Below are 24,418 nucleotides of genomic sequence, written 5' to 3'. Positions count from 1 at the left end.
CTTAGACCGTGGTGAGGAGTTTCACAGCGAACTCGATCCCAAACATAGCAAGCACAGTGAGCACTATAAGCAATCCAGCGATGGTGGCTTTGCCCCAGTCCTGAGCCTTGATTGTCCCCACAAGGTTGGGTTCCCTGGAAAGGTATGCCGAGGCCGCGTAGAGCTCCTCTCCGATGATGGTGTAGTCGCATGCGGTGATGAAGAATGGCAGCTGTGCAGAGGCGTCGGTGCCCGCGATCTGAATAGCGCCAGAGATGTTACCTGTTTCTGCAAGAAGCAGCGACTCAGCCCAGAACATGCCGAGGAAGAAGTTGGCGGCAGGTTTCTCGCGGAGCATGATACCGTTGACTGCGGCCACGTAAGCGAACTGGCTCTGGGTTATGAAGAATACACTGTCCGGGTTGAAGGCGTCAGGGCGTCCGGCGTCGGAGTAAGCCTCCTTGACAATCTCACGCGCAACGGTGTAGACGATAGGGTCGCGGTTTGGCACGATGATCGGGGTATCATACTGGGCCGCTTTCTTGGCTATTCCTTGAAGGATGTTAAGCGCAGCGATGGTGGCGATGTCACCTATGTATGAGAGTCCGGGGACGAACAGTATAGGTCGTCCCATCTCTGTAGCACGGCCGACCGCCTCGTCAATGGCCTCCAGACCGGCGATCTTGCGCAGGAAGAGATTTTTGCCTCTCTTGGCCTGTGAGATGAAGAACGTGACCAGGAAGAAGAAGAAGATCATAGCAACCAGAACGTTTATACGGCCCAGGTGGAACCATTGTCCTCTGGCCTGTGCCGGTTCTGAAACCTCGGAGATGAACTCGTAACCCTTATATGATGCGGCAACCTTGTAGATATAGGGAACCATGTTCCGCAGCAGTTGTTTTCGGGTGGCTTCGAGTTCAGACTCTATCCCTTTAATGGATGCCTCAAGCTCTCGGACTGCATCCGTATCCGCTTTCCTTTGCGCCTTACGTAGGTCTCGTTTGAGCGATCTCAGTTCGGCGGAGTAGAAGTCAACTACTCTGTCCAGTATATCGTTGTTGTTGACCATGCTGTCAGTACCAGGTGCCAGAACCGCCACCTGACTGAACTCTCCTCCTTCCTCAGCACGGTAGACAACGTAGGAGGCGAGCTTGGCATCATCCGGAGAGAGCTCCCAGCGCACTACGATCTGATGACCTTCGTCGTTGGGAACGTCAATTGCCACGACTCCTGTGGGAGGTTGGATAGAGGGTATCAGGGTGTCTTGGGCAGGCTCCTCTATATCCTCCGTCTGCGAAAGGAGAAGGGGAATGAGCATAAGTAAGATCAAATGCCCCTCCTATTTGAAGGCTTCTTTACATTTGCATGGCTTTGACCCGCACCGCGGGCAGCCTTTTCCGTATCTTTCTCTAGCTTCTTCCTCAAGGTCTATCCCGGCAAGATTTGCCAGGGTGCACAGCCAGGCGAGGACGTCGGCAAACTCCTCCTTTACAGCCTTTCTGTCTGCGTACCTGATTGCCCTTGCCAGCTCACCTACCTCCTCAGTGAACCAGATAAAGGTTCGCGGCAGCCCCCGGCGAGAGTCCTTGTGGAAGAACTCTTCCTTTATCAAATCTTGAAACTCACGGACTCCAAGCTTATCTTCCATCGGCGCTTATGATACGGTTCAGGGGCGCGTTGTCAATACCTACGATCCTTCATGAGTTTTAGACGGATTTTAGCTGAACCGGGTTGCAGCTGGAATCCTAAGTCAGCTTGAAAGAAAGGGTATGTTGATGGCGCGCAATACCCTGGGCAACGCGGTTGTGTGCCAGTCGGGCGAATTCAGCGTGGCTAAGTATGACTCACTTGTCTTTGCGTTTGATGCCGTGACGGTCGGCAAGGAGGCGCTTATTACCTACTCGATTCCTTATCTTTCTCGCGTCAACCTTGATGTTTACGACGTGAGCGGGCGTTTGGTCTCCAAGCTTGTAGACGGTGAGGTTGCGCCTGGAGTACATACTATTAGCTGGACAGGCACGGACGACATCAACCGCCGCTGCGCCCCAGTCGGGTGAAGTATCCGCGTGGGGTGGAGGTAAGTAAGGGCCGACCTTATACCCAACTGTGGCACGCTGAGGTTGGTCCCTACTTAATCCTCAAACCAGAATTGTCTATCCACAGATTTCGCAGATTACACGGATTCAAAAATCTAAATCTGCAACATCTGCGTAATCTGTGGATAGAATATGACGTTGACGTTGCCTCGATTGTCGCTAAAATCAAGCATGTCGCAGAAACGCATCCTTATTACCAACGACGACGGCATAGACGCGCAAGGCATCAAGCTGCTTGAGAGAACCCTGGAGGGGTTGGGTGAGCTTTTCGTGATCGCTCCGTCCCAGGAGCAGTCAGGATCAAGCCACAGCCTGACTATCGGCAAACCGGTGCGCATCATAGAGCGCGACCCGCATCACGTCTCCATCGCAGGCACGCCAACCGACTGTGTGCTTCTGGCCCACCACTCGCTCATGCAGAAGCGGATAGATCTTGTGGTCTCGGGCATCAACATGGGATACAACCTTGCCGACGACGTGCTCTACTCAGGCACGGTTGCCGCCGCCATGGAGGGAAGGCTTCTTCGCTATCCTGCGGTAGCGATATCGACAGACCGGGAGGTTGAAAAACTCACTGCCTCCTCCCTTGAGTTCATGCGCGAGTTTTGTCAGATGGTTCTTGACTGCGCCCGACCCACGTTTGTGAACATCAACGTTCCGCCCGGTGAGCCGAGGGGTGTGCGCGTTACCCGTCTTGGCAAGCGAGTTTACAAGGATGTGGTGCGCCGCACCCAGGATGAAAACGGCGAGTGGCACCTTATCCTTTCGGGCGAGCTATCAAGCATCTCGGTAGAGGGCTCGGATACTGAGGCGTTTGAGGCGGGTTATATCTCGGTGACACCCATGCATCTGGACCTCACAGGTCATGACATGATGAACGACATTTTGGAAGATCTGCAGACGCTTGATTCCTTCAAGAGGTTAAATCCTAGGTAATCGAGGGCATCCCGAACCGATTAGGGGTTTACGTTTGTCTTGGTGTTTAGCTGACGGCTGACAGCCCTTAGTCGTCAGCTGTGAGCCTGGCAAGTTGGTTGCTTTCGCTCTTTTGGCATCTGAGGTGTGTTACGGATTAGCGAATGTGGAACTCGACGATGTCGCCGTCGGCCAACACGTGGTCGCGGGCCACGCGGATGCCTTCGTTTTCTGCATTCCACAGCCGCGCATAGGTGAGTTTTTCTGCAAAGTCCTTGTGTAGGTGCGCTGCCGCGTCTAAAAGAACCGCACCCTTCTTGAGGATAACTGGATCGTTCATATCCGGCTCACCGCCCGGGTGCTTGGTGTAGACGCGGACAATCTCCAACCGATCGAAGATCTCGCGGGTAAGTTCCTCAATGCCCATAAGCTGCTCCGCAGCGGTATAAAGGGCATCCACCGGGTAGTGAAGCATCTGCCCGTCAGGAAGCGCATCGATCTTGGTGGACACCCAGATCACCCTGCGCAGATGGTATCTTTCGATCTCCTGTTTAAGTTCTGCGATCTGTTTTTCCGGATCGTCGACTACAGAGAAGAGCACCAGCACTATGTCCGCGTTGCGGAGTATCCCCCACTGCCATGGTTCGGTGTGCTCTGCGATCATGGGTGGCATGTCCACGAGCTGGAACTGGATGTTCTCGAAGGCAATCATGCCCACCACCGGATGGGGGGTGGAGTATGGCCAGGAGGCGATGACCGATTCCGCACCGGTGAGCGCGTAGAAGAGAGAGGATTTACCCACGTTAGCCGCTCCAAGAAGGCCTATCTGACCCGCGCCCTGCTTGGGTATGTTGAACATCCGCTCTCGCCTTGAGGTAGGAGTCTTGGGCTTGCGTTTCATCTCCTTTTCAAGTTGAGATAGTCGCTTCTTCAGGTCGGCGTAGATCTTCTCGGTTCCCTTATGCTTTGGCAGAAGTGCGATCATCTCCTTCAACGCGACGTGCTTCTCCTCGTTGGTGATGGCCTCCTTGTAGCGCTGCTCTGCCTCCTTATACTGCGGGGTTAGATTTGCCGGCATATATCTCCTCTGCCTCTACTCATTGCGTTAGTATATTTGCAGAGCACAGGTCGTCAACTGTTTTGGCGGTTAGACTGGGAGTTCGGTTTGTCTTACAGGCAGAGGCCACTTGCCGAAGAACTCCCTTAACTCGTTGTCTGAAGCTTCCTCGAGGTAAAAAACCTTGGGGAATATCTCCGGAGTGTATTCCAGATCTATGGAAGCGGCAAGCTCGCGTAGCCGGAGCTTTTTCAGGGCAGTTGCCGATACCCTTTGGGCTTTTCCGATGATAGCGTCTATTCTTTGATCTGCAGTAACTACTGCAACATTCCCTTGCCCGTGTTGCTTTACAAGCCATATGCCCATAGCGCCTATTAAGGTATCGGCGACATTAATGGATGTAAACTTCGATTTCTTAGAAGAGCCCTTCGTTCGACGGAAATACTGGTAGTGGTAATCCACAACCGATATTAAATCCGCGGCTATAACGTGATATCGAGACAACTCATACTGTTCGATAATCTTTCCGTTGTGGGTATCCTCGCGGAACATTCTTCTGACTTCATCGTATCTCTTCTTTGAGATGGGCTTACCATGGGGCAGGATTCTTTCGCCAAAACGCCACTTTGCAAATACGGAATAGGTTTCAACGATACAGAAGTTAGGCACAAATATCCGTATGTTGGCTATCTTGCTCCTGATCGAGTCAATTATGTTCGCTATCCTTTTCGGGGTACTTGTAGAGGTGGATGTTTCAGGCAGATAGTAGTCTACGATTACGCTCGTATCCAGGAGCAGATACTTGCGTGTTTGCCATCTTGAGGCGGACATGATTCAGTCTAGGCTCGCATGAAGGATTGTCAACCCGTAACACTAATCTCGGTCAAGTTAAGATCTACCTCTTTCTCTTCTTAAGGATATGAAAGAAGGAGGGGGCCGAGGCCCCCTCCAGGGTTGAAGTCTCTTTTATCTCGATAGCTACTTCACGATGACTGCTTTTTGGACAATCTTTGCATCGTCGGTGGTAAGCGAGATGAAGTAGACGCCGTTGGATAGCGTGGCACCCTTCTGGTCGCTCCCGTTCCAGTATATCTCGTGCTGGCCAGCGGTGAGATTGCCGTCCACCAGCGTGATCACCTTACGACCGGCAAGATCGAATACGTCAAGACGGGCATTGCTAGTGGCAGGCAGGCTGAATCGGATGGATCCTTCTCCGGTAAAGAGACTGGGAGAAAGGTGCATATCCAGAGTAACAGGTGTAGTGGGGTGTTCTTCTTCAATAGCCAGGGATTCCCATCTATCTATTGCGTCTGAGGTATTCCACTGTAGGTCGGCAAGGCTTTCACCGGCAATCATTGCAAATCCCACTGTATCGGTTGCACCGGGTGCAAGGTTGATAGGACCGACGGAAACAACAATCGACCAGTCGGTATCATTTGAGGAGGACTCGAAGTGCAGGTCACCGTTGAGGAACCTGAAGCAGATATCGTCGTCCCAGGTGTCCCAGACATAATCAGGATTGGAGATCACGCTTACGTTGGATTTATTCCCATACATCAGCTGTATGCCGACATGCGGATTGTCAGTGGTGGATTCCTTCATGTAAGCCAGATTACGGCTCTGATCTGTCCCGGCCAGGTCGTCTGCAGAGTTTGATCCCATATCATAGTCCGCCACGATTCCCGCGTACATGTCGTTCAAATCGTAGCCTCCTGTGTTTTCAAGGACGAACTTGAGTATTACGAAGTCCGTTCCTTTCCATGCGTATCCGTACTGCCAGATTCTAAGTCCCTTGGCACTGGGGTGGCCGGCATCGGTGTAGATCGCGCGGCTGTCCTGGTCGGAGTACTCGCGACGGCCGATGATTACCATACCGTCTGGATTAGTGTTTACTTCCCAGTCCGCTCCGTTAAACATCCGGTCGTTCAGATAGTCGGCGGAGTTACCGGCTGTAAAGCTTGCATGATAGAGCCAGCTGGTGAAGGCGTCTTTCGGGAAGCGAAAGCCGTCGCCTATATCGTTAGGTTCATCACCCAGGTATCCGATCGCGCCCTGTTTTGTCACGGTGAGTTTGACATTACCAACATCATGGCTGACCCAATCGTAAGTCGGCGTACCAATCATCAGTTCGAAGCCTCCCAGATCGCCTGAGAGTTCTGTGGAGGAGAGGCTGAGCTCGAACTCGACCCATGTCTCGACGACAGCGGATGAGGAAACGCTCACGCCGAAACCATCGCCCTCAGCGGAAGAACCGGCGTTGATGGTTCCGTAGCTTGTGCTGTTGTCGGTGATGGTGACGTCGGAGGATGCGCTCGAAAGCGTTGCCGTCACGTTGTGAAGGCTTTCGCTGCCTGCGTTTATAAGCTTGACATAGAGGGTTACGTTTTCGCCCGGATCCATGTTGCCGTCAGGGTTGGACTGGCCGTCGTCGTCCACCATCACATCTTCGATTGAGGCTGACGTGATGAGGTTGCCAAGTTCGCCGGTTACGACAAGGGCAAACGGCTGAGGACCTGCAGGTACGTTGTTTGCATGGACGCGAATCTCCCACTCCCCGGTTTCAGAGGAATCAACGAAGACGTTCTCGACCGGGTTTTTGGTGTCAAAATCGCCGCCTTCCACAGAAACGTTATTACTGAAGTTATTGCCGCGATAGACCTTGCCCGACGGAGATATAACTTCCAAATTAAGATCGTTCACCAGGGCTGGAAAGGCATACAGCTGGCCCGGATAGTCTGTCCAGTTCAGGGTGATTCGAATAGGTTCGCTGCTGCCGGATACATCCACTTTGCCAAGGAACTGGTAACCTGTCGCCAGTCCTTCATCGAAGTCCACGATGGCAAGTTTGCGAGAATCACCGGGGAAGTAAAGCACGTTGTCCAGTTTCGGTCTTCCCCAGCCGACCCTATTGGAAGGGACCCTGTCCTCGATTGAAGGGAAGTCGGTTTCTACCGAGTTGATCATCATTGCCTTGAGAAGAGCGGCCGAGGGGTTAAATCCAGATTGAGAGCTGGGACTACCTGAGGGATACCAGCCGTCGGTGAAGTACTGGCGGATAAGGCCAGCGTTGCCTGCCGCTGTTGGAGCGGCCATGCTGGTTCCCGACCATGTAACTTCGGCGGCATCGCCGCTGTTATGTGAGGAGGTTACATCTTTACCTGGTGCCACTATGTCAGGACTGATGCGGCCGTCGTTAGTAGGTCCTTGCGCACTTCCACTCCAGTGGAAGTTAGCTGCGGTGCCGTTCAGGCATCCTCCTACGGCTATGACGTTCTTGGCGTTTGCCGGGGAGCCTGTATACTGACTTTGATCGGTGTTACCGCCGGAGTACATGACCAGGTAGTCGGGGCGGTTCCACATGGTCTGGTCGGACTCCACGCATCTTTGGTTGTAGGCACGGGTTGGGCTCCCCCATGAGTTTGAGATGATTCGTGCACCGCCTGCGCTGTTGCCGTTGTAGGCAATACTGAGGCTGTACTCAAGGCTTATCGAGGTGATGATTCCTACACCTCCACCGCCTCCATCGAGGAAGAAGATCCTGGCGTCCGGAGCCATGCCGATATTAACGCTTGAGCCTCCTACCGGCTGATCGTTGCCCAGGACCGATCCGGCGGTGTGGGTGCCGTGTCCGATCTCGTCGCCAAATGTTATCTCGGGGACAAACACGGTTTTCTGGTATCCGATGATCTTGCGGTGGGTGGGGTAATTCCCGAAGTCGGTGATAGCAACAGAGGGGTCGCGGAAGAAGTTGTGGGTCGTTTTAATCCCAGTATCAAGGGTGGCGAGGATCTGGCCTTCTCCGGTTATTCCTTCATCCCAGATGCGGCGGTTGTCTTCTTCCCAGGTTTGGATAACCCACTGGGCTTGTCCGTTGTAGAGATAGAGTTGACAGAAAGGTTCTATCCACTTGATCTGCGGCTCGCGGACAAGCACGGGGAGCCTCTGGGGGGCAAGCATTATGTGGACGAATGTCTGGAAGTCGGTGGCTTGCCACTCAAGCATCTCTCCTCCGATGGCCTCAACAGCATCGCGGATGACTTCGCCATCGATGCCTGCATAAAGAGTTACCACCAATTTCTCTGGGATGCCGCCTTCAAGGTCAATCTCAGGGCACAGTTTGTAACCGGGTTCGTAGTTACCTACCCAGCCCACTCCTGGTAGGATCTCTACCTTGGCGCGTGTAGCCTGATCCATCCGAACAATATAGGTGTAGTTAGGCAGGTAGCCCTCGATGATTACCCCTGCCTGTTCAAGGGCACGGCGTTCGTGCGAGTAGATAGGGCCGTCAAACTGAACAAGGTAGGTGCCGATTCCTTCCTGCTCGGCTGAAAGCATGAGGTTTGCAGGAAGTGTCGGTTCCGCATCGCGGGTATCAAGATCGATCCCGCAGGGGAGATGGATCACCGTAGGATCCCTGTAAAGATGGGTTGCCGTCGGTAGCACCTGACCGTCTATCAAAGGTCCTGTCGCGGCCAGGAGCAGAAACGGTAAGAAGAGTAAAGCAAAGGCTTTTCTCATAAGTTGCCTCCTAGGCTAGGGTTACTTCTAATATTTCTCACTGTCCTTCTTTTGGATGCAAGTAAACCTTTCATCCTCCTCAGCTGAATTGATGAATCTGCAATCCAGCATTCGTTACCCCCCTTCTTATTTAAGGTGCAGGGCCTTGGTGGTAACTTGTTTTCCAGCGGTTTTCAACCGCAGGAAGTAGACGCCGCTGGGCAAGGAACCCCGCAGGCTAAATGAGTAAGTTGCCTCTCCCTCAGGATGCACGCGTTCATCTATCAAAGTCCTGACTTTGCGTCCTGTCTGGTCGAACATCTCTAAAGTGAGTGCTCCCGCCTGGGGTGTATAGAGTCGAATAATCAGCTGATCTGTGAAGGGGGCTACATTAAGGTCAAGAGACGTTTGGATATCTTCTCCCTCATCTATTCCTGTTTTGGCCATATCGCCGGTGATGACCAGGGCAAAGGGTTGAGCCCCTTCGGGGACGTTCGTCCCTATCACGCGCACGGTCCAGGTTCCTTCTTCGGGGTTTTTGATGCGAAGGCACTCCTCGAGGTTTGTCGCATCCGCAGAACCACCTGTCTGTGAGAAGTTATTTGCAAAGACGTTGCCCCTGTATATACCGCCGGAAGGGGACATTGCTTCAAGATCAAGATCATTAACGATCTTCTTCGCCGCCGCCAGATCAGCGGGCGGATCGGTCCAAACCAACGTCACCCTCAAGGGCCAGTCTTTGCCTTCAACGTCCACGTTGTAGATAGCCTCATCGCCGGTCTCTATCCCCAGGGTTCCATCATCCAGATAGAGCCGGTTTTCTTCCCCTGCAAAGTAGAGAACCGAGTCCAGGCAGACCCGTCCCCAGCCCACTGTAGGATCAGGGATGGGATTGCCGGGGAAGTCAGCAATGGTTGAGCTCACAAGCATCGCCCTGAGCAGGGCGGAGGATGGTTCGATGCCGTCGGCGGAAGATGGGGCACCCGAAGGATACCAGCCTTCCCTTAGATATTGGACGATTAAGCCACATGTACCGGCTACCGCGGGTGAGGACATACTTGTACCCGCTCCGTCTTTATAGTTTTCCTGTGAGGCCCCGTCAGCTGATATAAGAATTCCAGGGGCGGTGAGGTTAGGCTTGATGCGGCCGTCGTCGGTAGGCCCCATGCTTGATATAAGAAAGGGTGTATTGGCAGAGGCGCCGTTAAAGGTTGCGCCGATTGAGAGAACGTTCTTCGCTGTAGATGGGGGGCTTACCCCTAAGGCGCCTACGTTGCCGGCAGAATAGAGGATAAGAAAATCGGGATGATCCCACACGAACTCGTCGGTCTGTCGGCAGGAGATGTCGTATGTGTTGAAAGCGCCGCCCGAGCCCCAGCTGTTGGACATGAGTTTGGCTTTGCCTCCCTCGTTGCCGCTCCAGGGCAGTTCGTACATGTCGTTATAGTCCGAGGGGTAAGCTGGTGCTCCCGATGGGCCTCCCACATCTACAAAGTAGAGTTTGGCTTTGGGAGCCATACCGTCGTAAGGAGCCTCTTTGCCCCAGTAGGAGTCGTCTCCGCACACCGTGCACCCGGTATGGGTCCCGTGGTATTCTGTAGCGGGTGTATCACCGAATGTTGCCCCAGGGGCCGATGGCTGATAGGCGATGATCTTGCGGTGGGTGGGGAAATTCCCCCAGTCGGTAATCTCAATGGTAGAGTCACGGTACGCCACGTGCCCGGTGTTTATACCGGAATCACCGGTGCTTAGCACCACGCCTTCACCGTCCAGACCCCTGTCCCAAAGGCTGCGGATCTCCGCCTGCCAGCTCTGAAGAACCCACTGGGCCTGGTTGTTGTGGAAGCGGGGTGCGTAGAAGGGCTCGATCCAGCGTACCGCGTCAAGAGCCGCGATCTCCAGGAGGCGATCCTTATCTACCGAGATCATAAGGGTTTTGTTGACGCCGTCGTGGGCAGAGTGAACCACCCCGCTTAAATCCTCCACCAGAGGGACAGTGGCCGCAAGGTCAGCGTCGGCAAACAACAAAACGTGAAGGGTATCGGTGTGATCTTCACCTGACGCAAGCCCTGGAGCCAGCTTCCATCTCGGCTCGTAGGTTGAAGCCCAGGAGATGGTTTGTGCGTCCAACAGCTCCTGGACAGCTTGAGTTTCCCCGCTTACAAGATACGCGTAGTGGGGAATGTAGCCTTCGATGGTGAATCCGGCTGTTTTTAGAAGAGATCGCTCAGCGTTGGTAGGAGGGCTGTCAAACTTGACGATGAACCGACTACCGGAGCCCTCAGCTATGGTGGGGGTGGTGCGGGTATCTATGGTTTCTGAAAGAAGCATCACCAGATGTGCGTTCTCGTAAGGTTCAATCGCCGTTCGTGCTAGGAACGGTCTGCCTATCTGCGTTAGAAGAAGAAGGATGATTACGTTCATGCAGGATACATTTCCATAGCTTCGGTCCATCGCCGAAGCGCATTTATGCGTTCATTCTTATCCTCCGGCAGCCGGAGAGGTCTGCCGCGGCAGTCAATGATGACTCCAACCTGGCCGCCGGTGACCAGAGCCTCAAGGCTCTTGCCCGAGCCTTCTCCTACGTCGAAGCCGCGTTCGGGATAGAGTTCTACTTTTGCTTTCTCGTCCACGCCCACCGGTAGCTTTACAAGATCCCCATACCTGAGGGTTAGTTCCTGAAGCTTCCCCTTTTGGGGTTTGAAGATGACCTTCAAGCAAGCAGCGCCTTTCTTGCCTTCTCCTGCAGGGGCGATGGCTGTTCCCAGAGGGATAAGGCAGTCTTTTTCAAACACCTCTTGTGCCGCTTTTTCGTTGACCTCGGTGAGGACTCCGAGATGGGGCATCATAAAGATGGAGTCCACAGCCATGCGGGTTATTCCTTCGGGCTGGAAGGCATCGAGCATCAGTATCGCGGCCTGAGCTCGACGCGGGGAGTGAGAAAGTGCGCCGCCTGATCCAACAATCTGAGAAAGCGACATCATGTCGACCAACGTCTCGCCTGAGATTTTCTGGGAGAAGGCGTCGGCGATTGAGCGTTCCTGCTGAATGCCCTTAAGTCCTACAGCCATGCTCCTATGCTGTTTGAGTGCCAGCCTTAAGGCTTCCCTGGCCACCGCGTGTTCCATCTTTAAATCCTCGAGTGTCGCCGGGATGGTGGTTGGACGGATCATCTTGTTGCGGATGCGGTTTCTAAGCTCAGTAACGTCAACCTCGAAAGGGATCCATCGCAGGATGTTCTCGTTCCCCGCCTCCAGCAGCACGTTGGAGATCGAGTAGCTCATCCCAAGGTTGGCGCTTACCGTGCGGTTGAAGACTCGCTCAGGGTTTTCTACCTCTGTAGACTTATCCTGAAATACGCTGAATATGTCCGTTGTCGCTCCCCCTATGTCAACGCCCAGCACGTCGATTCCCTGCCGCTTGCCTATTCTTTCGATAAGAAGTCCCACTGCACCAGGTGTCGGCATGATGGGTACGTCTGTCCAGGCCATGAGTTTCTTATAGCCGGGTGCGTGAGCCATCACGTGTTCCATGAAGAGATCATGGATCTTGTCGCGGGCCGGCCCCAGGTTTTCACGTTCAAGTACGGGTCGTAGGTTTTCGACAACCACAAGCTCAGTGGCTTCCTTAAGTGTATCGAGGATTATCTTACGGGCGTCCTTGTTGCCCGCATATATCACTGGCAGGCTGTAGGTGGTGCCGAAACGCGGTCTCGGATCGGCTGCACGGATCAACTCTGCTAACTCGGCCACATGTGAGATGGTTCCGCCGTCCACGCCGCCTGAGAGGAGTATCATGTCAGGCCGAAGGTGCCTGATGCGTTCGATCTTCTGGTGGGGCAGCCTGCCGTCGTTGGAGGCGATAACGTCCATCACGATTGCGCCGGCTCCAAGTGCAGCACGTGCCGCACTCTCACCGGTCATGGTCAGAACAACCCCTGCGACCATCATCTGCAGGCCTCCGCCCGCCGATGACGTAGAGATATAAACGTCCACCCCTTCCTTCTTCGACCGGGCCGGCTTGATTATCCTTTCACCGTCGAGTATCTTTTCCCCGGTGAGCTCCTCCACCTCCCTTATGGAGTTTAAGGCCCCACGGGTTACGTCCTCAAAAGGAGCTTCTACCGTCGTGGGTGCCTCACCCCGCACCACCAGCCGGTATTCATCACCTTGCTTCTTGATTAAAATAGCCTTGGTGGTGGTAGACCCACAATCCGTAGCCAGGATTGTTTCTATTTCTTTAAATTTTTTACTTGCTTTTGCCACGCTTTTCCCTCCTTGCTTTCCTCCTCGCTTCCTTGGTTTCTTTTTCTTTCTTCACCCATTCGTTCTCCATCTCTTCGATTTTCTGGATCAGCATCTCGAGGTTTGAGCGTTCCTCGAGGAACGCGGTCATCTCCTCATATACAGGGCTGGATGTAAATGCACCCACCATAGGCGCGAAGAAGACCATGAGCTGGTTCCCCAAAAAGCTCAGCGGTTTGACAGACTCAATCATAAGAATCGCCAAGGGCGAAAGGCGAAACCGCACGACCTTCTCGGCAATCTTCGTGCAGAGTTCAGCCTTGCGTTTCTCGGTCAGGTCTGAAGCAAACATCTAGTTCCTTGACTGCTCGCACCTCATCAAGTCGTCCCACCGGGGTGGTGTGAGGTGCTTGACGCAGCATCTCGGGGTTGATTTTGGATTCTTGCATTATCTGATGGATAGCCTCGGCAAAGCCCTCAAGGGTTTCTACGGTCTCGGTTTCGGTCGGCTCAACCATCAACGCCTCGGAGACGATCAGGGGGAAGTAGATGGTAGGTGCATGATAGCCGTAGTCCAAAAGACGCTTCGCCAGATCGGTGGTTTTTAAATTAAATTTGCGCAGTGCCTTGCCCGATGCTACAAACTCGTGCATGCAGTGTTGGGGATGTGGCACCTCTAGAACATCCTCAATAAGGCTTTTTACATAGTTCGCGTTGAGGATTGCGTTTCTGGACACATCGGCTATCCCGGAAGCACCGAGTATCCGGATGTAGGTGTAGGCTTTGACCATCACCAGAAAGTTGCCGTAGAAGGCCTGTAGTTTGCCGATGGAGAGCGGCCGTTCATAGTTCAGGCGGTAGGTTTCACCATGCTTTTCCGTTACCGGTACGGGTCGGAATGCCTCAAGCTCCTTGGTCATTCCAACCGGGCCTGATCCCGGTCCTCCGCCGCCGTGCGGCGTGGAAAAGGTCTTGTGCAGATTGAAGTGCATGAGATCAAAGCCCATCTCGACCGGCTTGACTATCCCCATGAGTGCGTTGAGGTTGGCTCCATCAAGGTAGGCAAGGGCACCTGCCGAGTGCACCTTCTCGATCACCTTGGAGATATCGGGCTCGAAGAGTCCAAGGGTGTTGGGGTTGGTGATCATGATGAGTGCTGTATCCGGCGAGAGCTTGCTCTCAAGATCCTCAAGATCAATAAGGCCTTGAGGATTTGAACGCACGGTTACGGACTCGAAGCCTGAAAGTATTACGCTTGCAGGGTTGGTGCCGTGTGCCGAGTCGGGTATAATGGCCTTGGTTCGATTCTCGTTCTTGTGTTTGAAGTAGGCACGGGTGATAAGGTTTGCGCAAAGCTCCCCCTGCGCGCCTGCCGAGGGCTGGAGGGTTACCGCATCGAATCCCGAGATCTCGGAAAGAAGTTTCTCCAACTCATACATCAACTGAAGCGCTCCCTGAGTTATACTCACCGGTGCCAGGGGATGAAGGTCTGCGAATCCCGCAAGACGGGCAACATCCTCGTTGATCTTTGGGTTGTACTTCATGGTGCACGAGCCCAGGGGGTAGAAGCCCTTGTCCATATGGTGGTTGAGGGTGGAAAGGTGCACAAAATGTCTGGCCAGCTCGGGTTCGGCAACCTCGGGTAGCAAGGCATCTTGTTTGCGAATATAGCGCTCAGGTATGAACTCCGATATCTTCCTTTCAGGGACATCCAGTTCGCTGAAGCGGAACGCCCTGCGAGTGGATTTTGAGAGATCAAACGAAAGCTCCATTCGTTGATATTAATCAGAAAGTGCGGATTGTCAACGGGTCTGGAGGTTATGTTGATCCTTGTAAGACCTGATAATGCATAACTTGTATTTCGCAAGGTTATATCTTCGGATTGCCAGGTCTAAATAGTTCAGGGGTCCCCGCTCGGTCGTGAAGCGACCGAGTGGGGTAAGAAAAAAGAGGGTGCCTGGGCACCCTCTTTGAATCTTTGAAAGCCTACATCTTGATCGCCATGCCGCTCATGTTAACCACAGGTATCCAGATAAGCCCTGGGATGATCGGGGCAGGTATGACAGAGGTTCTTATATTGATTACGGCGTTGGCACCCATCCTCTTGGCTTCCTTGGCCAGCTGCTCAAAAAGCAAGTCTTGTGCCTGTGGCCCTATCATGGGATAGAGAGGGGGCAGGATACCGAGACAGCTGAATGCCAGTTCGATGCGCATCGCACTAACCATTCCTACTGGTTCGTAGTCGCCGTCCTTCATGTCGCCGGTTGTCATGAATACGTCTTTCGGTGGGGGGACCTTAGAAACGGCTTGCCACGCGCATCCGCTGAGCGCAATCATTGCAACGAGAGGGATAAGCAAGAGCAACTTTTTCATGCATCCTCCTTTGATGGAGAAGTTTATCCGATTTCTGTAACTTGTCAAGTGTTCGCATTGCCTTACCGGAAATCTACTCGAAATGTTTGAAAGAAGGTATCGTATGACGGCTTCGCAAGGAGGTGGTCATATCACTCAAGGAGTCTAAGCCTCCTTAACGAACTGTATGGTTACCTTCATTAATCCTTTGTCTGCGAGTCATCCAAATCATAAAAGCGGGCCGACCTGAAGGTCGGCCCCTACGCTACTTCGCTAAAATCAGTGGCGAGGAAATCAAGTTGATAGACCGGAGGGCGACGTATACGGAGCAATCAAGGCTAAACAACAGACTCAGACCAAAGGGCGATGGACACGGAGCAAAGTGTCCTGGGCTTTAAAACTTCCCTCGAAGTCGCTAACCTCGGTGTTGCACTTCAACGTTGAATGTAGGTAATCCGGAACACTATCCTAATATCAAATTGTGATTCCGTCTGGGACGCTAAGTGTCGAGTAAAGGTTTAATCCTTTCTTGCCAAATCTTATCGGCCTTGAGTTTTAGTTCACTCAAATCCTTGTTGTTTTCTACTACCACATGACAGAGTGTGCGAAACTCTTGCTCTGGGCGTTGGGTTGCCAGTATTGCCCTGGTTCGGTTTGGGCTTGTCCCTTTCTTTGTTAATCTGGCAACCGAGATATCTTCCTGGGCGAGGACGGCTATCAGAAGATCGCATTCACGAGCCAGAGGCCAGTCAAGTAGAAGGGCTGCGTCTATGATTACCACTTTTTGAGAGGATCGGGTTATCCGATGTTTGAGTTCGCCCACAAGCAGAGGGTGGATGATGGCGTTCAGTCGCTTTAGCTTTTCCGGGTTCGTGAAGACGATTTCCCCCAGGCTTTTTCGATCAACGGCCCCCTCTTTGTTGAAGATCTTCCTGCCGAACGCTTCGGCGAGGTTCTTGCGGACAGTAGGATTGGAGTATAGTTTCCATGCGATCTTGTCTGCATCCAGGATGCTGGCTCGGTTTTCGGCAAGCATCCGGGCAAAGGTTGACTTGCCTGAGCCTGCCCGACCGGTTACACCTACCCGTAACACCCCGTAACACCTCGTAACACCCCGTAACACCCCGTAATACCTCGTAACACGCACCACATCCTTTCTGGGGATTCTTGTCATTATCTGGAGCCATAGCTTCGGTTATAAGGATACAGCACCTCTCGATAGACAACATCGCTGGAATCAAGCGGATTCAGGGTTACTTTTGAGATAGTGCCCTGCATAGTGGCTTTAGGGAATGTTATTCCCCCTTGCGGCGTTTGATCTCCTCGATCAGCTTCGGAACGACCTCGAACAGATCGCCCACTATGCCTACGTCAGCCACCTTGAAGATAGGTGCGTTTGGGTCCTTGTTAACAGCGATGATGTAGTCCGATGACTGCATCCCCACAAGGTGCTGGATGGCGCCTGACACCCCTACTGCGATGTAGAGTTTGGGCGAGACGGTGCGGCCTGTCTGACCGACCTGGTGTGAGTAGTTGATCCAGCCCGCGTCTACTGCGGCACGTGATGCGCCAACCGCACTACCGAGGAGACCGGCAAGCTCCTCGATGAGGGCAAAGTTCTTCGGATCCTGCAGCCCCCTTCCACCGGTGACGATAATATCGGCCTCGGCGATGTTGATCTGAGAGGTGTCGTCGGCCACGAACTCAAGGAAGCGAACACGGTTGGATGCCGAATCCACCGAGATTTCAGAGACTTTGCCCTTTGAGTTGTAGGGTTCTTCCAGAGGTTTCATTACCTTAGGGCGCACGGTGGCCATCTGTGGTCGGTGCTGGGGGCAGATGATGGTGGCCATGATGTTTCCGCCGAACGCAGGGCGGGTCTGAAGCAGGAGCCGCTTCTCGGTGTCGACATCAAGCCCGGTGCAGTCCGCGGTCAGCCCGGCATGCACTCTCACCGCGATGCGCGGAAGAAGCGAACGCCCGATGAAGGTCGCAGCACCGAGAACGATCTCTGGCTTGCGCTCGGAAATGAGGTCGGCGATAGCCTTCGAGTAAGGCTCAACCCCGAAGTGATCCAGGGTCTCATTCTTAACGTAGAGCACCTCGTCGGCCCCGGCCGCAAGGAGCGAGCGAGGTCCCTTCACTTCGTTTCCGAGCAATATTGCGGTTACCGGCACGTTGAGCTTTCCAGCCAGCCCCCTGGCCGATCCCAAAAGCTCGTAAGTCGAGGATTGAATCTCGCCCCGCCGCTGCTCTGCAAAGGCCCACACGCCGCGCCACTCACTGGGATCGATCTCTTTAGTTCGTTTAACTTCCTCTATTGATAAGGCATCCTCCGGGCAGACAGGTACGCACGCCCCACACAAGTTGCAGGTCTCAAGCACATATAGGCGATCATCTCGAATCCTCAGGGCACCAAACGGACATGCGGGCAGGCACTCGCCGCAAAGGGTGCAGCGATCGTAGTCAATACGTAATGGTATCAGAGCAGCCCCTTCTCGGTTAATTTATCCGCAATGATGCGTGCAGCTTCGTCCGGGTCTGCGTCTGCGAAGAGTTCTCCTTCAGCGCGAGGTGGAGGTGGGAAGACCTTGATTACCTGGGTGGGAGAACCTGCAAGGCCCACGTGTTTTTTCTCAACCGCAAGCTCATCAAAGCTCCAGAGCGGGATCTCGGCCTTCTTTGCCGTAAGTTTGCCGCGCAGGCTGGGTAGACGCGGTTCGTTAAGTTCCTTGACCGTCGTAATAAGGCAGGGGAGGGGAAGCTCTAAGCGTTCAGATCCCTCCTCCCACATCGACTGCAATCTTATAGTCTGTTTATCAGGGTTCAGCTCATCCACCTTTCTTACGAACGTAGCTTGAGGGATGTCGAGGAACTCTGCGATACCCGGCCCTACCTGTGCGGTGTCGCCATCTGCGGCTTGCTTTCCTGTGAAGATGATGTTGTAATCACCGATCTTACGGATGGCAGCGGCGAGGGTCAGCGAGGTTGCCCATGTATCGGCCCCGGCGAACTTGGAATCGGAGATCAGAATGGTCTTGTCAACTCCCATGGAGATCACCTCGCGCAACGCTTCCTCGGCCTGAGGAGGTCCCATGGAGATGGCAATAACCTCACCGCCGAACTTCTCCTTTAGAAGCAAGGCTTCCTCGACCGCGTACAGGTCAAAGGGGTTAACTGTTGCTGGAACGCCTTCACGGATCAGGGTGTTCGTTTCAGGGTTGACCCGCACTTCGGTAGTATCAGGCACCTGTTTGATGCAGACTATGAATCTCATTCTTCGAACTTCTTGAACGCCAACGTTACGTTGTGGCCCCCGAAACCGAACGAGTTGGATAAGGCTACCTTGATTTCCTTTTCCCGCGCTTGTTTTGGTATGTAGTCAAGATCACAGCCCTCGCCCGGTCTCTCAAGGTTGCGGGTAGGGTGAACCTTGCCTTCTTTTACGGTGAGTGCAGTTATCACCGCTTCAGCTCCGCCTGCGCCGCCCAGAAGATGTCCGATCATCGACTTGGATGAGGAGACCCATAGCTTGTCCGCATGATTGCCGAAAACACTCCGAATTGCCCTGGTTTCCATTCGGTCGTTTAATTCTGTCGAGGTTCCGTGGGCGTTGATGTAGTCTACATCCTGAAGATTAAGCTCGGCTTCGTCAAGGGCCATACGCATCGCAAGTTGCGGTCCCTTGCCCTCAGGATCAGGGGCGGTCATGTGAAAGGCATCGCCTGAAAGCCCGTATCCTGCAAGTTCTGCATAGATCTTGGCGCTGCGTTTGCGGGCATGCTCCAGTTCCTCCAACACGAGGATTCCTGCTCCCTCTGCTATCACGAAACCGTCACGGTCAGCATCAAATGGTCTTGAGGCGCGTTCAGGTTCGTCGTTGCGTCTGGAGATCGCCCTCATGTTTGTAAAGCCGGCGACGGAGAATCGGGTGATTGCTGCTTCTGTGCCGCCTGTGATCATCACCTCGGCCTTGTCTTGCTTGATTAGCTCGAAAGATTCACCCAGCGCGTGTGCACCTGATGCACATGCCGATACCGTACAGAAGTTGGGGCCACGGATGCCGTACTCTATGGAGATAAGCCCTGAGGCCATATCCGGGATCATCATTGGGATCAGAAAAGGGGAGACTCGTTTAGGACCGCGTTCCAGGAACTTTTCGTGTTCGGTTTCCCACACGATTATCCCACCCATACCGACGCCGATGAGTGCACCGCAGCGTTCAGGATTTTCCTTGCCGAACTCTATCCCTGAATCGGGAACCGCCTCCTTTGCTGTCCACAAGGCGAACTGGCTGAATCGGTCCATGCGTCTGGCTTGCTTGAAATCTATGCGTTTTACAGGATCGAAGTCCAAGACTTCGGCCGCGATCTGGGCATCAAGGTCCGACGGATCAAAACCTCTGATCCGGCGGATGCCGTTTTCACCCGCGAGCAACTTCTCCCAGGTGGCAGGGACGTCGTGACCCAGTGAGGTCAGAAGCCCGACGCCCGTTACTACGACTCGGCGATCCATTGCAAATCCTTTCGCCGGGGCGCCGGATCACTTTTCCTTGAGCTTGGACTCCAGGTATTCCATCACCTTGCCGACCGTCTCCAGCTTCTGGGCCTCTTCGTCAGGTATCTCGATCTCGAACTTCTCTTCAAAGGCCATGATAAGCTCGACCGTGTCCAGGGAGTCGGCACCGAGATCGTCGATGAACTTGGCTTCAGGTGTTACCTTCTCAGCCGGTACGTGGAGCTGCTCCACGATCAGGTTTTTCACTTCGTCGAAAAGAGCCATTTGCATCCTCCTTAGATGACTTTGAGACCAAAGTCTACGGCAAACAACGGGGTTTGTCAAGCATCTCATGAGGTCGCGTGCAAGGCTTCTGACTAGGGTGATAATAAGGTGCCCCGGAAAGTGCTGCCTCGGGTGAGGGCAGGTTTGACCTCCCCGGAGTTATTAATATAATTCTCAATCTAAACTCTAGACTCCAAGGAGGACTTATGCTGCGAACGAACGCGGATCGTGTGGTTAAGCTCTCGGTGCAGGGTAAGGTGTCTTATCCTTCGGGTAGAAGAGGTCACTCGGTAGATGCGGAGGGGAAGGCCTTCCTTTTGCCCAGTATCGGCGGTATCAGCTACAACGTGAAGATTGGTGATACGGCCTTCGGCTGGGCAGGTGACCACATTGAACCCGGCGTCTCCACCTTGGTGGACGCCGAGAAGCGCTACGATCCTCCCAACACCTCATATCATTTCTACTCCTGCGTTGGCAACGAGGCGATTGTTGTCTCAGGCGACGCCAAGGGCAAAAAAGGTATAGTTACCGGACATCACGGCGGGGCAGAGCACGTTATGATAGATTTTGCCGACGACGTGCTTGCCAAGCTCAACATGGACGACAAGTTCCTTGTCCGCGCCTGGGGGCAGGGACTTAAGCTTTTGGAGTACCCTGACATCCACGTTACCAACCTGGATCCCGGTCTTTTGAAGAAGATGGGCATCCGTGAACTTAAAGGCGGCAAGATCCAGGTCCCGGTTGTAGCGATAGTGCCCGGCCATCTCATGGGTTCAGGTGTGGGTTCCACCTCGATGGGAACAGGCGACTACGACATCATGACCACCGACCGCGAAGAGATCGCCGAGCTCGGTCTTGACAAGCTTCGTTTCGGCGACTTCGTTGCGATCACGGATCACGACAACGTTTTCGGCCGCAGCTGGCGCAAGGGAGCGGTGACCGTCGGCATCGTGATCCATTCCGACTGTCTGCTTGCCGGCCACGGACCCGGAGTGACCACCCTTATCTCGTGCGCTAAGCCTCTGATCGTCCCCAAGGTTGATTCCAACGCCAACCTGGGCAAGATTTTGAAGATCGGCCGCTTCCGCCCGGCAAAGAAGAAGAGGGCAAAGAAAAAGAAGTAGTGTCCTGTAATAACGTAGGGGCCGACCTCAGCGTGCCCCTCGGATGTTTATACATCCGTAGGGTATTAGGTCGGCCCGAATAAGATCGATAACGCGGGCTTTCTATTACTGTCATTGCGAGCAAGCCGAAGGCTTGCGTGGCAATCCCATAGCACATTCCATTGTGTTTTCAACAAAGTGCCATGAGATCGCCACCCTCCCTTCGATCGGTCGCGATGACGATTTTTTTCGGGGGAAGAAACCATTTGACAAAGACTCGGTCAAGGGTATTATTGATAGATGGAGGAATGGCTATGTTAAATCCTAACCACCAACGTTATGTAAATAGGTTGGAACAACTTTTAGAAGAAGTTCAACAGATATTGGAATCTCGTAAAGGAGGTGGCATTGAGACTCCAAAAGTAAATGCCTTGAAATTGAAAACTAAAAATATTATTAAGATAACATGTGGGCAGGCTAGTGATTATTATAAGGAACTGGAAGGATTATCTCGAAATGAACCTATAGATAGTGATTTTAAATTATTCGATGTACTTGAAACAGTTGAAGCTGTGCTTCAAGGGGCTTTGAGTGATCTGAAAGGAGGGTTTCTAATCAGACAAGAGTTCATTGTGGCAGGCGAAATCTTTAGCTCTGTGTTGGATCAATCCCAATACCTTAATGAAAAGGGATTCAAGGATCCAGCAGCAGTTTTGGCAAGAGTTGCGCTTGAGGATACCTTGAGACGAATTGCAAGACAGGAAACCATCGATGATTCGCAGAAAGCTTCAAAGATAAACGACGAGCTTAAAAAAATGGGTCGGTATGGTGAACCAATGAGGAGTCAAATCCAATCATGGCTTGCTATTGGAAATTCTGCCGCTCACGGAGATTTCAATGATTTCGATGAGAAACAAGTTAAATCAATGATTGAGGGAATCAGGGGATTTTTGGCTCAGGAATTCCAGATTAGTTGAAATATTCGGGTCATTATCTGCTCCACACCCTCCTGAAGGTTGAGTGAGAAGAAGTTGAATAAAAAAGAAAAGCGCCAGTCCAAAGACTGGCGCTTTTACTTTCCCTCGATCTCGATCAACTAACTGTCAAGAATGACGAGAAAGGTATTTTGTTGGTTTACCAGCGGTTGCGGTTTCCGCCGCCGCCGCGGTTGTAGCCACCTCGACCACCACCCTCGCGCGGGGGACGGGCTTCTTCTACTCTGAGTTCACGACCATCGTGCTCTGTTCCATTAACGGCACTTATGGCCGCGTTGGCTTCCTCGTCATTCGGCATGTCTACAAAAGCAAAGCCGCGAGGCGCATTGGTGTAACGATCCGTTGGAACCGCTACTTTGGATACTTCGCCATGCTCGGCAAAGATCTCACGTACCTTCTCCTCATTATAAGAATGGGGAAGGTTTCCTATGAATAAACGCATGTAGTTTTTCTCCTGTCTCGCTGCCATTTGTGGCAACGAACATATAATTATAGTTATTTTGAGACTTATGTCAAGTCGTGAAGTGCCGTCGTCTTTTGCCAGACATGCGTTGCTGGATTTAATGGATTCTTTAAGCAGGGGTAGACCTTTAGGCCGGCCCCTACTTTCTCCCTCAATATACTTAAACTCAGCAATCTAACTGTTCCACTATGTGGGTGTATTCTTCCAACGATTGGAAGTTGATGACTTGACAGGCAGGGTGTTTTTGAGTATTGTCAGAGAAACTCAACCAAGGAGAGGTTATGAAACGGGTTTTGATTCTTTCGGTGGTCAGTGCGTTTGCAGTGACGCTTTGGGCGGATGGGGGGCATCTTTCCTCCCCCAGGGATTTATGTCGGAGAGCCTTACCAGTACGCTATAATTGAGTATGAAGGGAGTCAGGAGATTCTGCACCTTCTGATCAATGTTGCAAGCGACGCGGGCTCTTTCGGATGGATAGTTCCATTCCCCTCCAGGCCTGCGATTGAAGAAGACACGATCGCGGTTTTTGAGCAGATCGAGGAGATGTGCAGACCCAGTTACGGAGGTTTTGGTTGCGGTGTTATCTACGATGGTGGTTACTACGACGGTTACGGCGTTAGGATAATCGAGGAAGGAAGCGTGGGGGTGCTTTCATACGAAATCATCAAGGCCGACGATCCCGACACCCTTTTTACCTGGCTTGCGGAAAACGACTACTGGGTTGCCGACTCCTCGGACACGGTTAAGGCTCGCGAGGTGTTTAGAGACTATATAGAGCGGGACTGGGTTTTCGTTGCCTTCAGCGTTCAGGATATCCCTCGCGACAACAGCATAAACGTGCAGCCGGTCAAGTTTACCTTTACCTCGTCGCAGATAGTTTATCCGATGAGGATTACCTCCCTGAGCGTCAATCCGGATTACGATTACCGTTACGATTACGGGTTGCTCATCCACGTAATCGCCGAGCACCGTGTCAAGCTGGAGCAGAACGCCGGCATTAATCTCGAGTATTACTACGCAAACAAGTTGAACGGTCGCGAGTACGAAGCGGTAAAGGAGAACTATCCTTTTGTCGCCGAGGTATGCAAGGAAGGCGATTTTATAACCAGACTGGGTTCCTATTACTACGATCCGGGGGATATAGATTCGGATCTGGTTTTCACCTATGCTGAAGACGATGCAGAAAGTCACAATCAGTACTATTCTGCCCTGATTATCTTCCCCATATTGCCTTTCGCCTTCGTGGCCGGCCTGGCCCTTCGCTCCAGGCTGCGGTTCCGCAAAAGGCGTAAGCGTTAAGAGTCTATTCTCATAAATCAAAAGGCCCCGCCTGAGCGGGGCCTTTAAACATTCAGTGGGGCTATTTCTTTTTGGAGAGTTTTTTGCTACAGACGGAATCCGGGAACAGGAGATCGGATACCTCAAGGCTGAGCTGCTCGCCCAGCGCTTCGAACGCGGCATCTATGCTGAAGTTCAGGTCTCTTGCCGATGTCCGCAGGATTACGCCGCCCTTGATCGGTGCCTCATCCGCCCTCTTTGCCCAGACAGATTTTGCAAAACGCTTGCAGTCACTCGCAGAGAGCAGCACCTGGGTTCGGCTGCCTTGTTCTGCAACGATCCTCGCAAGCAGGGCTGGATAGTTCCTGGATTTGGTGAACTTTTCTGCCGCTCGCTTCAGGGTCTCTTCTATCAGCTGGTGCTTTGCTGCAAGTATCTCCCTCCTTGCCGTCAGTCGTGCCTCTGAGAGTATCTCCCTCTTGAGACGTTCTTCTTCAGCCGCGGCAAGCCTTTTGGTCTCTTCTCTACAGGCCTTCTTGCGTCCTTCATGCTCTGTCTCCAGCTTCTTGCAGCGTTCGGCAAACTCGGCCTGGATCTCTTTAACGCGTGCCTTTGCGTCAGCTTCTATCTTGGCGCTTACCTTGTCGCGAGGCATGG

Annotated in this window: 22 protein-coding genes; 5 read left to right on the top strand and 17 right to left on the bottom strand. The window is 53.0% G+C overall.

What is annotated here, in order from left to right:
• Position 1: 1 nt before the first annotated feature.
• Both CEE36_01855 and CEE36_01850 read right to left on the bottom strand, forming a co-directional pair.
• Positions 2 to 1,309, bottom strand: a complete 1,308-nt coding sequence (locus tag CEE36_01855) for a hypothetical protein (GenBank protein TKJ43885.1) — start codon at positions 1,307 to 1,309, stop codon at positions 2 to 4.
• A 9-nt stretch (positions 1,310 to 1,318) separates the two neighbouring features.
• Positions 1,319 to 1,627, bottom strand: a complete 309-nt coding sequence (locus tag CEE36_01850; GenBank protein TKJ43884.1) for a nucleotide pyrophosphohydrolase — start codon at positions 1,625 to 1,627, stop codon at positions 1,319 to 1,321.
• 121 nt (positions 1,628 to 1,748) lie between these two features.
• On the opposite strand from CEE36_01850, the gene CEE36_01845 reads away from it, so the two are divergent.
• Both CEE36_01845 and CEE36_01840 read left to right on the top strand, forming a co-directional pair.
• Positions 1,749 to 2,036, top strand: coding sequence for a hypothetical protein (locus tag CEE36_01845; protein TKJ43883.1), 288 nt, complete (start codon positions 1,749 to 1,751; stop codon positions 2,034 to 2,036).
• A gap of 171 nt (positions 2,037 to 2,207) precedes the next feature.
• Entirely contained in the window at positions 2,208 to 3,011 is an 804-nt protein-coding gene (locus tag CEE36_01840) for a 5'/3'-nucleotidase SurE (GenBank protein TKJ43882.1), read from the top strand.
• A 136-nt stretch (positions 3,012 to 3,147) separates the two neighbouring features.
• Here CEE36_01840 and CEE36_01835 read toward each other — a convergent pair whose 3' ends face one another.
• From CEE36_01835 to acpP, 13 genes are all read right to left on the bottom strand, one after another.
• A complete protein-coding gene (locus tag CEE36_01835) occupies positions 3,148 to 4,068 on the bottom strand; it encodes a GTP-binding protein HSR1 (GenBank protein ID TKJ43881.1) in 921 nt (306 codons plus the stop codon).
• A 69-nt stretch (positions 4,069 to 4,137) separates the two neighbouring features.
• Positions 4,138 to 4,878 carry a hypothetical protein gene (locus tag CEE36_01830; protein ID TKJ43880.1) on the bottom strand — a complete coding sequence of 247 codons (741 nt, stop codon included), beginning with the start codon at positions 4,876 to 4,878 and terminating at the stop codon, positions 4,138 to 4,140.
• Between the two features lie 147 nt (positions 4,879 to 5,025).
• Positions 5,026 to 8,565, bottom strand: coding sequence for a hypothetical protein (locus tag CEE36_01825; protein TKJ43879.1), 3,540 nt, complete (start codon positions 8,563 to 8,565; stop codon positions 5,026 to 5,028).
• A 126-nt stretch (positions 8,566 to 8,691) separates the two neighbouring features.
• Complete coding sequence (locus tag CEE36_01820) at positions 8,692 to 10,998, bottom strand: hypothetical protein (protein TKJ43878.1); 2,307 nt, start codon at positions 10,996 to 10,998, stop codon at positions 8,692 to 8,694.
• The gene (locus tag CEE36_01815) at positions 10,965 to 12,779 is read right to left on the bottom strand and encodes a methylaspartate mutase (GenBank protein ID TKJ44048.1); all 1,815 of its coding nucleotides are present in this window, start codon (positions 12,777 to 12,779) and stop codon (positions 10,965 to 10,967) included. Before CEE36_01815 ends, CEE36_01820 begins: the two co-directional genes overlap by 34 nt.
• A gap of 13 nt (positions 12,780 to 12,792) precedes the next feature.
• Positions 12,793 to 13,140 (bottom strand): hypothetical protein, encoded by a 348-nt coding sequence (locus CEE36_01810; protein ID TKJ43877.1) that lies wholly within the window; start codon positions 13,138 to 13,140, stop codon positions 12,793 to 12,795.
• Positions 13,103 to 14,560, bottom strand: coding sequence for a glycine dehydrogenase (aminomethyl-transferring) (locus CEE36_01805; protein ID TKJ43876.1), 1,458 nt, complete (start codon positions 14,558 to 14,560; stop codon positions 13,103 to 13,105). The genes CEE36_01810 and CEE36_01805 overlap by 38 nt, the downstream gene beginning before the upstream one ends.
• Before the next feature lie 214 nt (positions 14,561 to 14,774).
• Positions 14,775 to 15,161 (bottom strand): hypothetical protein, encoded by a 387-nt coding sequence (locus tag CEE36_01800; protein TKJ43875.1) that lies wholly within the window; start codon positions 15,159 to 15,161, stop codon positions 14,775 to 14,777.
• A 478-nt stretch (positions 15,162 to 15,639) separates the two neighbouring features.
• Complete coding sequence (locus CEE36_01795; GenBank protein TKJ43874.1) at positions 15,640 to 16,314, bottom strand: dephospho-CoA kinase; 675 nt, start codon at positions 16,312 to 16,314, stop codon at positions 15,640 to 15,642.
• Between the two features lie 121 nt (positions 16,315 to 16,435).
• Positions 16,436 to 17,623, bottom strand: a complete 1,188-nt coding sequence (locus CEE36_01790) for an electron transfer flavoprotein subunit alpha (protein ID TKJ43873.1) — start codon at positions 17,621 to 17,623, stop codon at positions 16,436 to 16,438.
• Positions 17,623 to 18,417 (bottom strand): electron transfer flavoprotein subunit beta, encoded by a 795-nt coding sequence (locus CEE36_01785; GenBank protein ID TKJ43872.1) that lies wholly within the window; start codon positions 18,415 to 18,417, stop codon positions 17,623 to 17,625. Before CEE36_01785 ends, CEE36_01790 begins: the two co-directional genes overlap by 1 nt.
• Entirely contained in the window at positions 18,414 to 19,655 is a 1,242-nt protein-coding gene (gene fabF, locus CEE36_01780) for a beta-ketoacyl-[acyl-carrier-protein] synthase II (GenBank protein TKJ43871.1), read from the bottom strand. The genes CEE36_01785 and fabF overlap by 4 nt, the downstream gene beginning before the upstream one ends.
• 27 nt (positions 19,656 to 19,682) lie before the next feature.
• Complete coding sequence (gene acpP / locus CEE36_01775) at positions 19,683 to 19,922, bottom strand: acyl carrier protein (protein TKJ43870.1); 240 nt, start codon at positions 19,920 to 19,922, stop codon at positions 19,683 to 19,685.
• A gap of 206 nt (positions 19,923 to 20,128) precedes the next feature.
• On the opposite strand from acpP, the gene CEE36_01770 reads away from it, so the two are divergent.
• Both CEE36_01770 and CEE36_01765 read left to right on the top strand, forming a co-directional pair.
• A complete protein-coding gene (locus CEE36_01770; GenBank protein ID TKJ43869.1) occupies positions 20,129 to 21,046 on the top strand; it encodes a DUF4438 domain-containing protein in 918 nt (305 codons plus the stop codon).
• Positions 21,047 to 21,261: 215 nt separating this feature from the next.
• Positions 21,262 to 22,002 carry a hypothetical protein gene (locus tag CEE36_01765; GenBank protein ID TKJ43868.1) on the top strand — a complete coding sequence of 247 codons (741 nt, stop codon included), beginning with the start codon at positions 21,262 to 21,264 and terminating at the stop codon, positions 22,000 to 22,002.
• 157 nt (positions 22,003 to 22,159) lie between these two features.
• Here the strand turns inward: CEE36_01765 and CEE36_01760 are convergent, their stop codons facing one another.
• Positions 22,160 to 22,462 (bottom strand): RNA-binding protein, encoded by a 303-nt coding sequence (locus tag CEE36_01760; GenBank protein ID TKJ43867.1) that lies wholly within the window; start codon positions 22,460 to 22,462, stop codon positions 22,160 to 22,162.
• Between the two features lie 360 nt (positions 22,463 to 22,822).
• Here CEE36_01760 and CEE36_01755 point away from each other — a divergent pair, with 360 nt between their 5' ends.
• Complete coding sequence (locus tag CEE36_01755) at positions 22,823 to 23,782, top strand: hypothetical protein (GenBank protein TKJ43866.1); 960 nt, start codon at positions 22,823 to 22,825, stop codon at positions 23,780 to 23,782.
• 61 nt (positions 23,783 to 23,843) lie between these two features.
• Here CEE36_01755 and CEE36_01750 read toward each other — a convergent pair whose 3' ends face one another.
• Positions 23,844 to 24,416, bottom strand: a complete 573-nt coding sequence (locus CEE36_01750) for a hypothetical protein (protein ID TKJ43865.1) — start codon at positions 24,414 to 24,416, stop codon at positions 23,844 to 23,846.
• Positions 24,417 to 24,418: the final 2 nt, after the last annotated feature.

Source organism: candidate division TA06 bacterium B3_TA06, from assembly GCA_005223075.1.
Taxonomy (GTDB): domain Bacteria; phylum Hydrothermota; class Tepidihabitantia; order B3-TA06; family B3-TA06; genus B3-TA06.
This window is presented reverse-complemented; position numbering and strand designations above follow the sequence as displayed.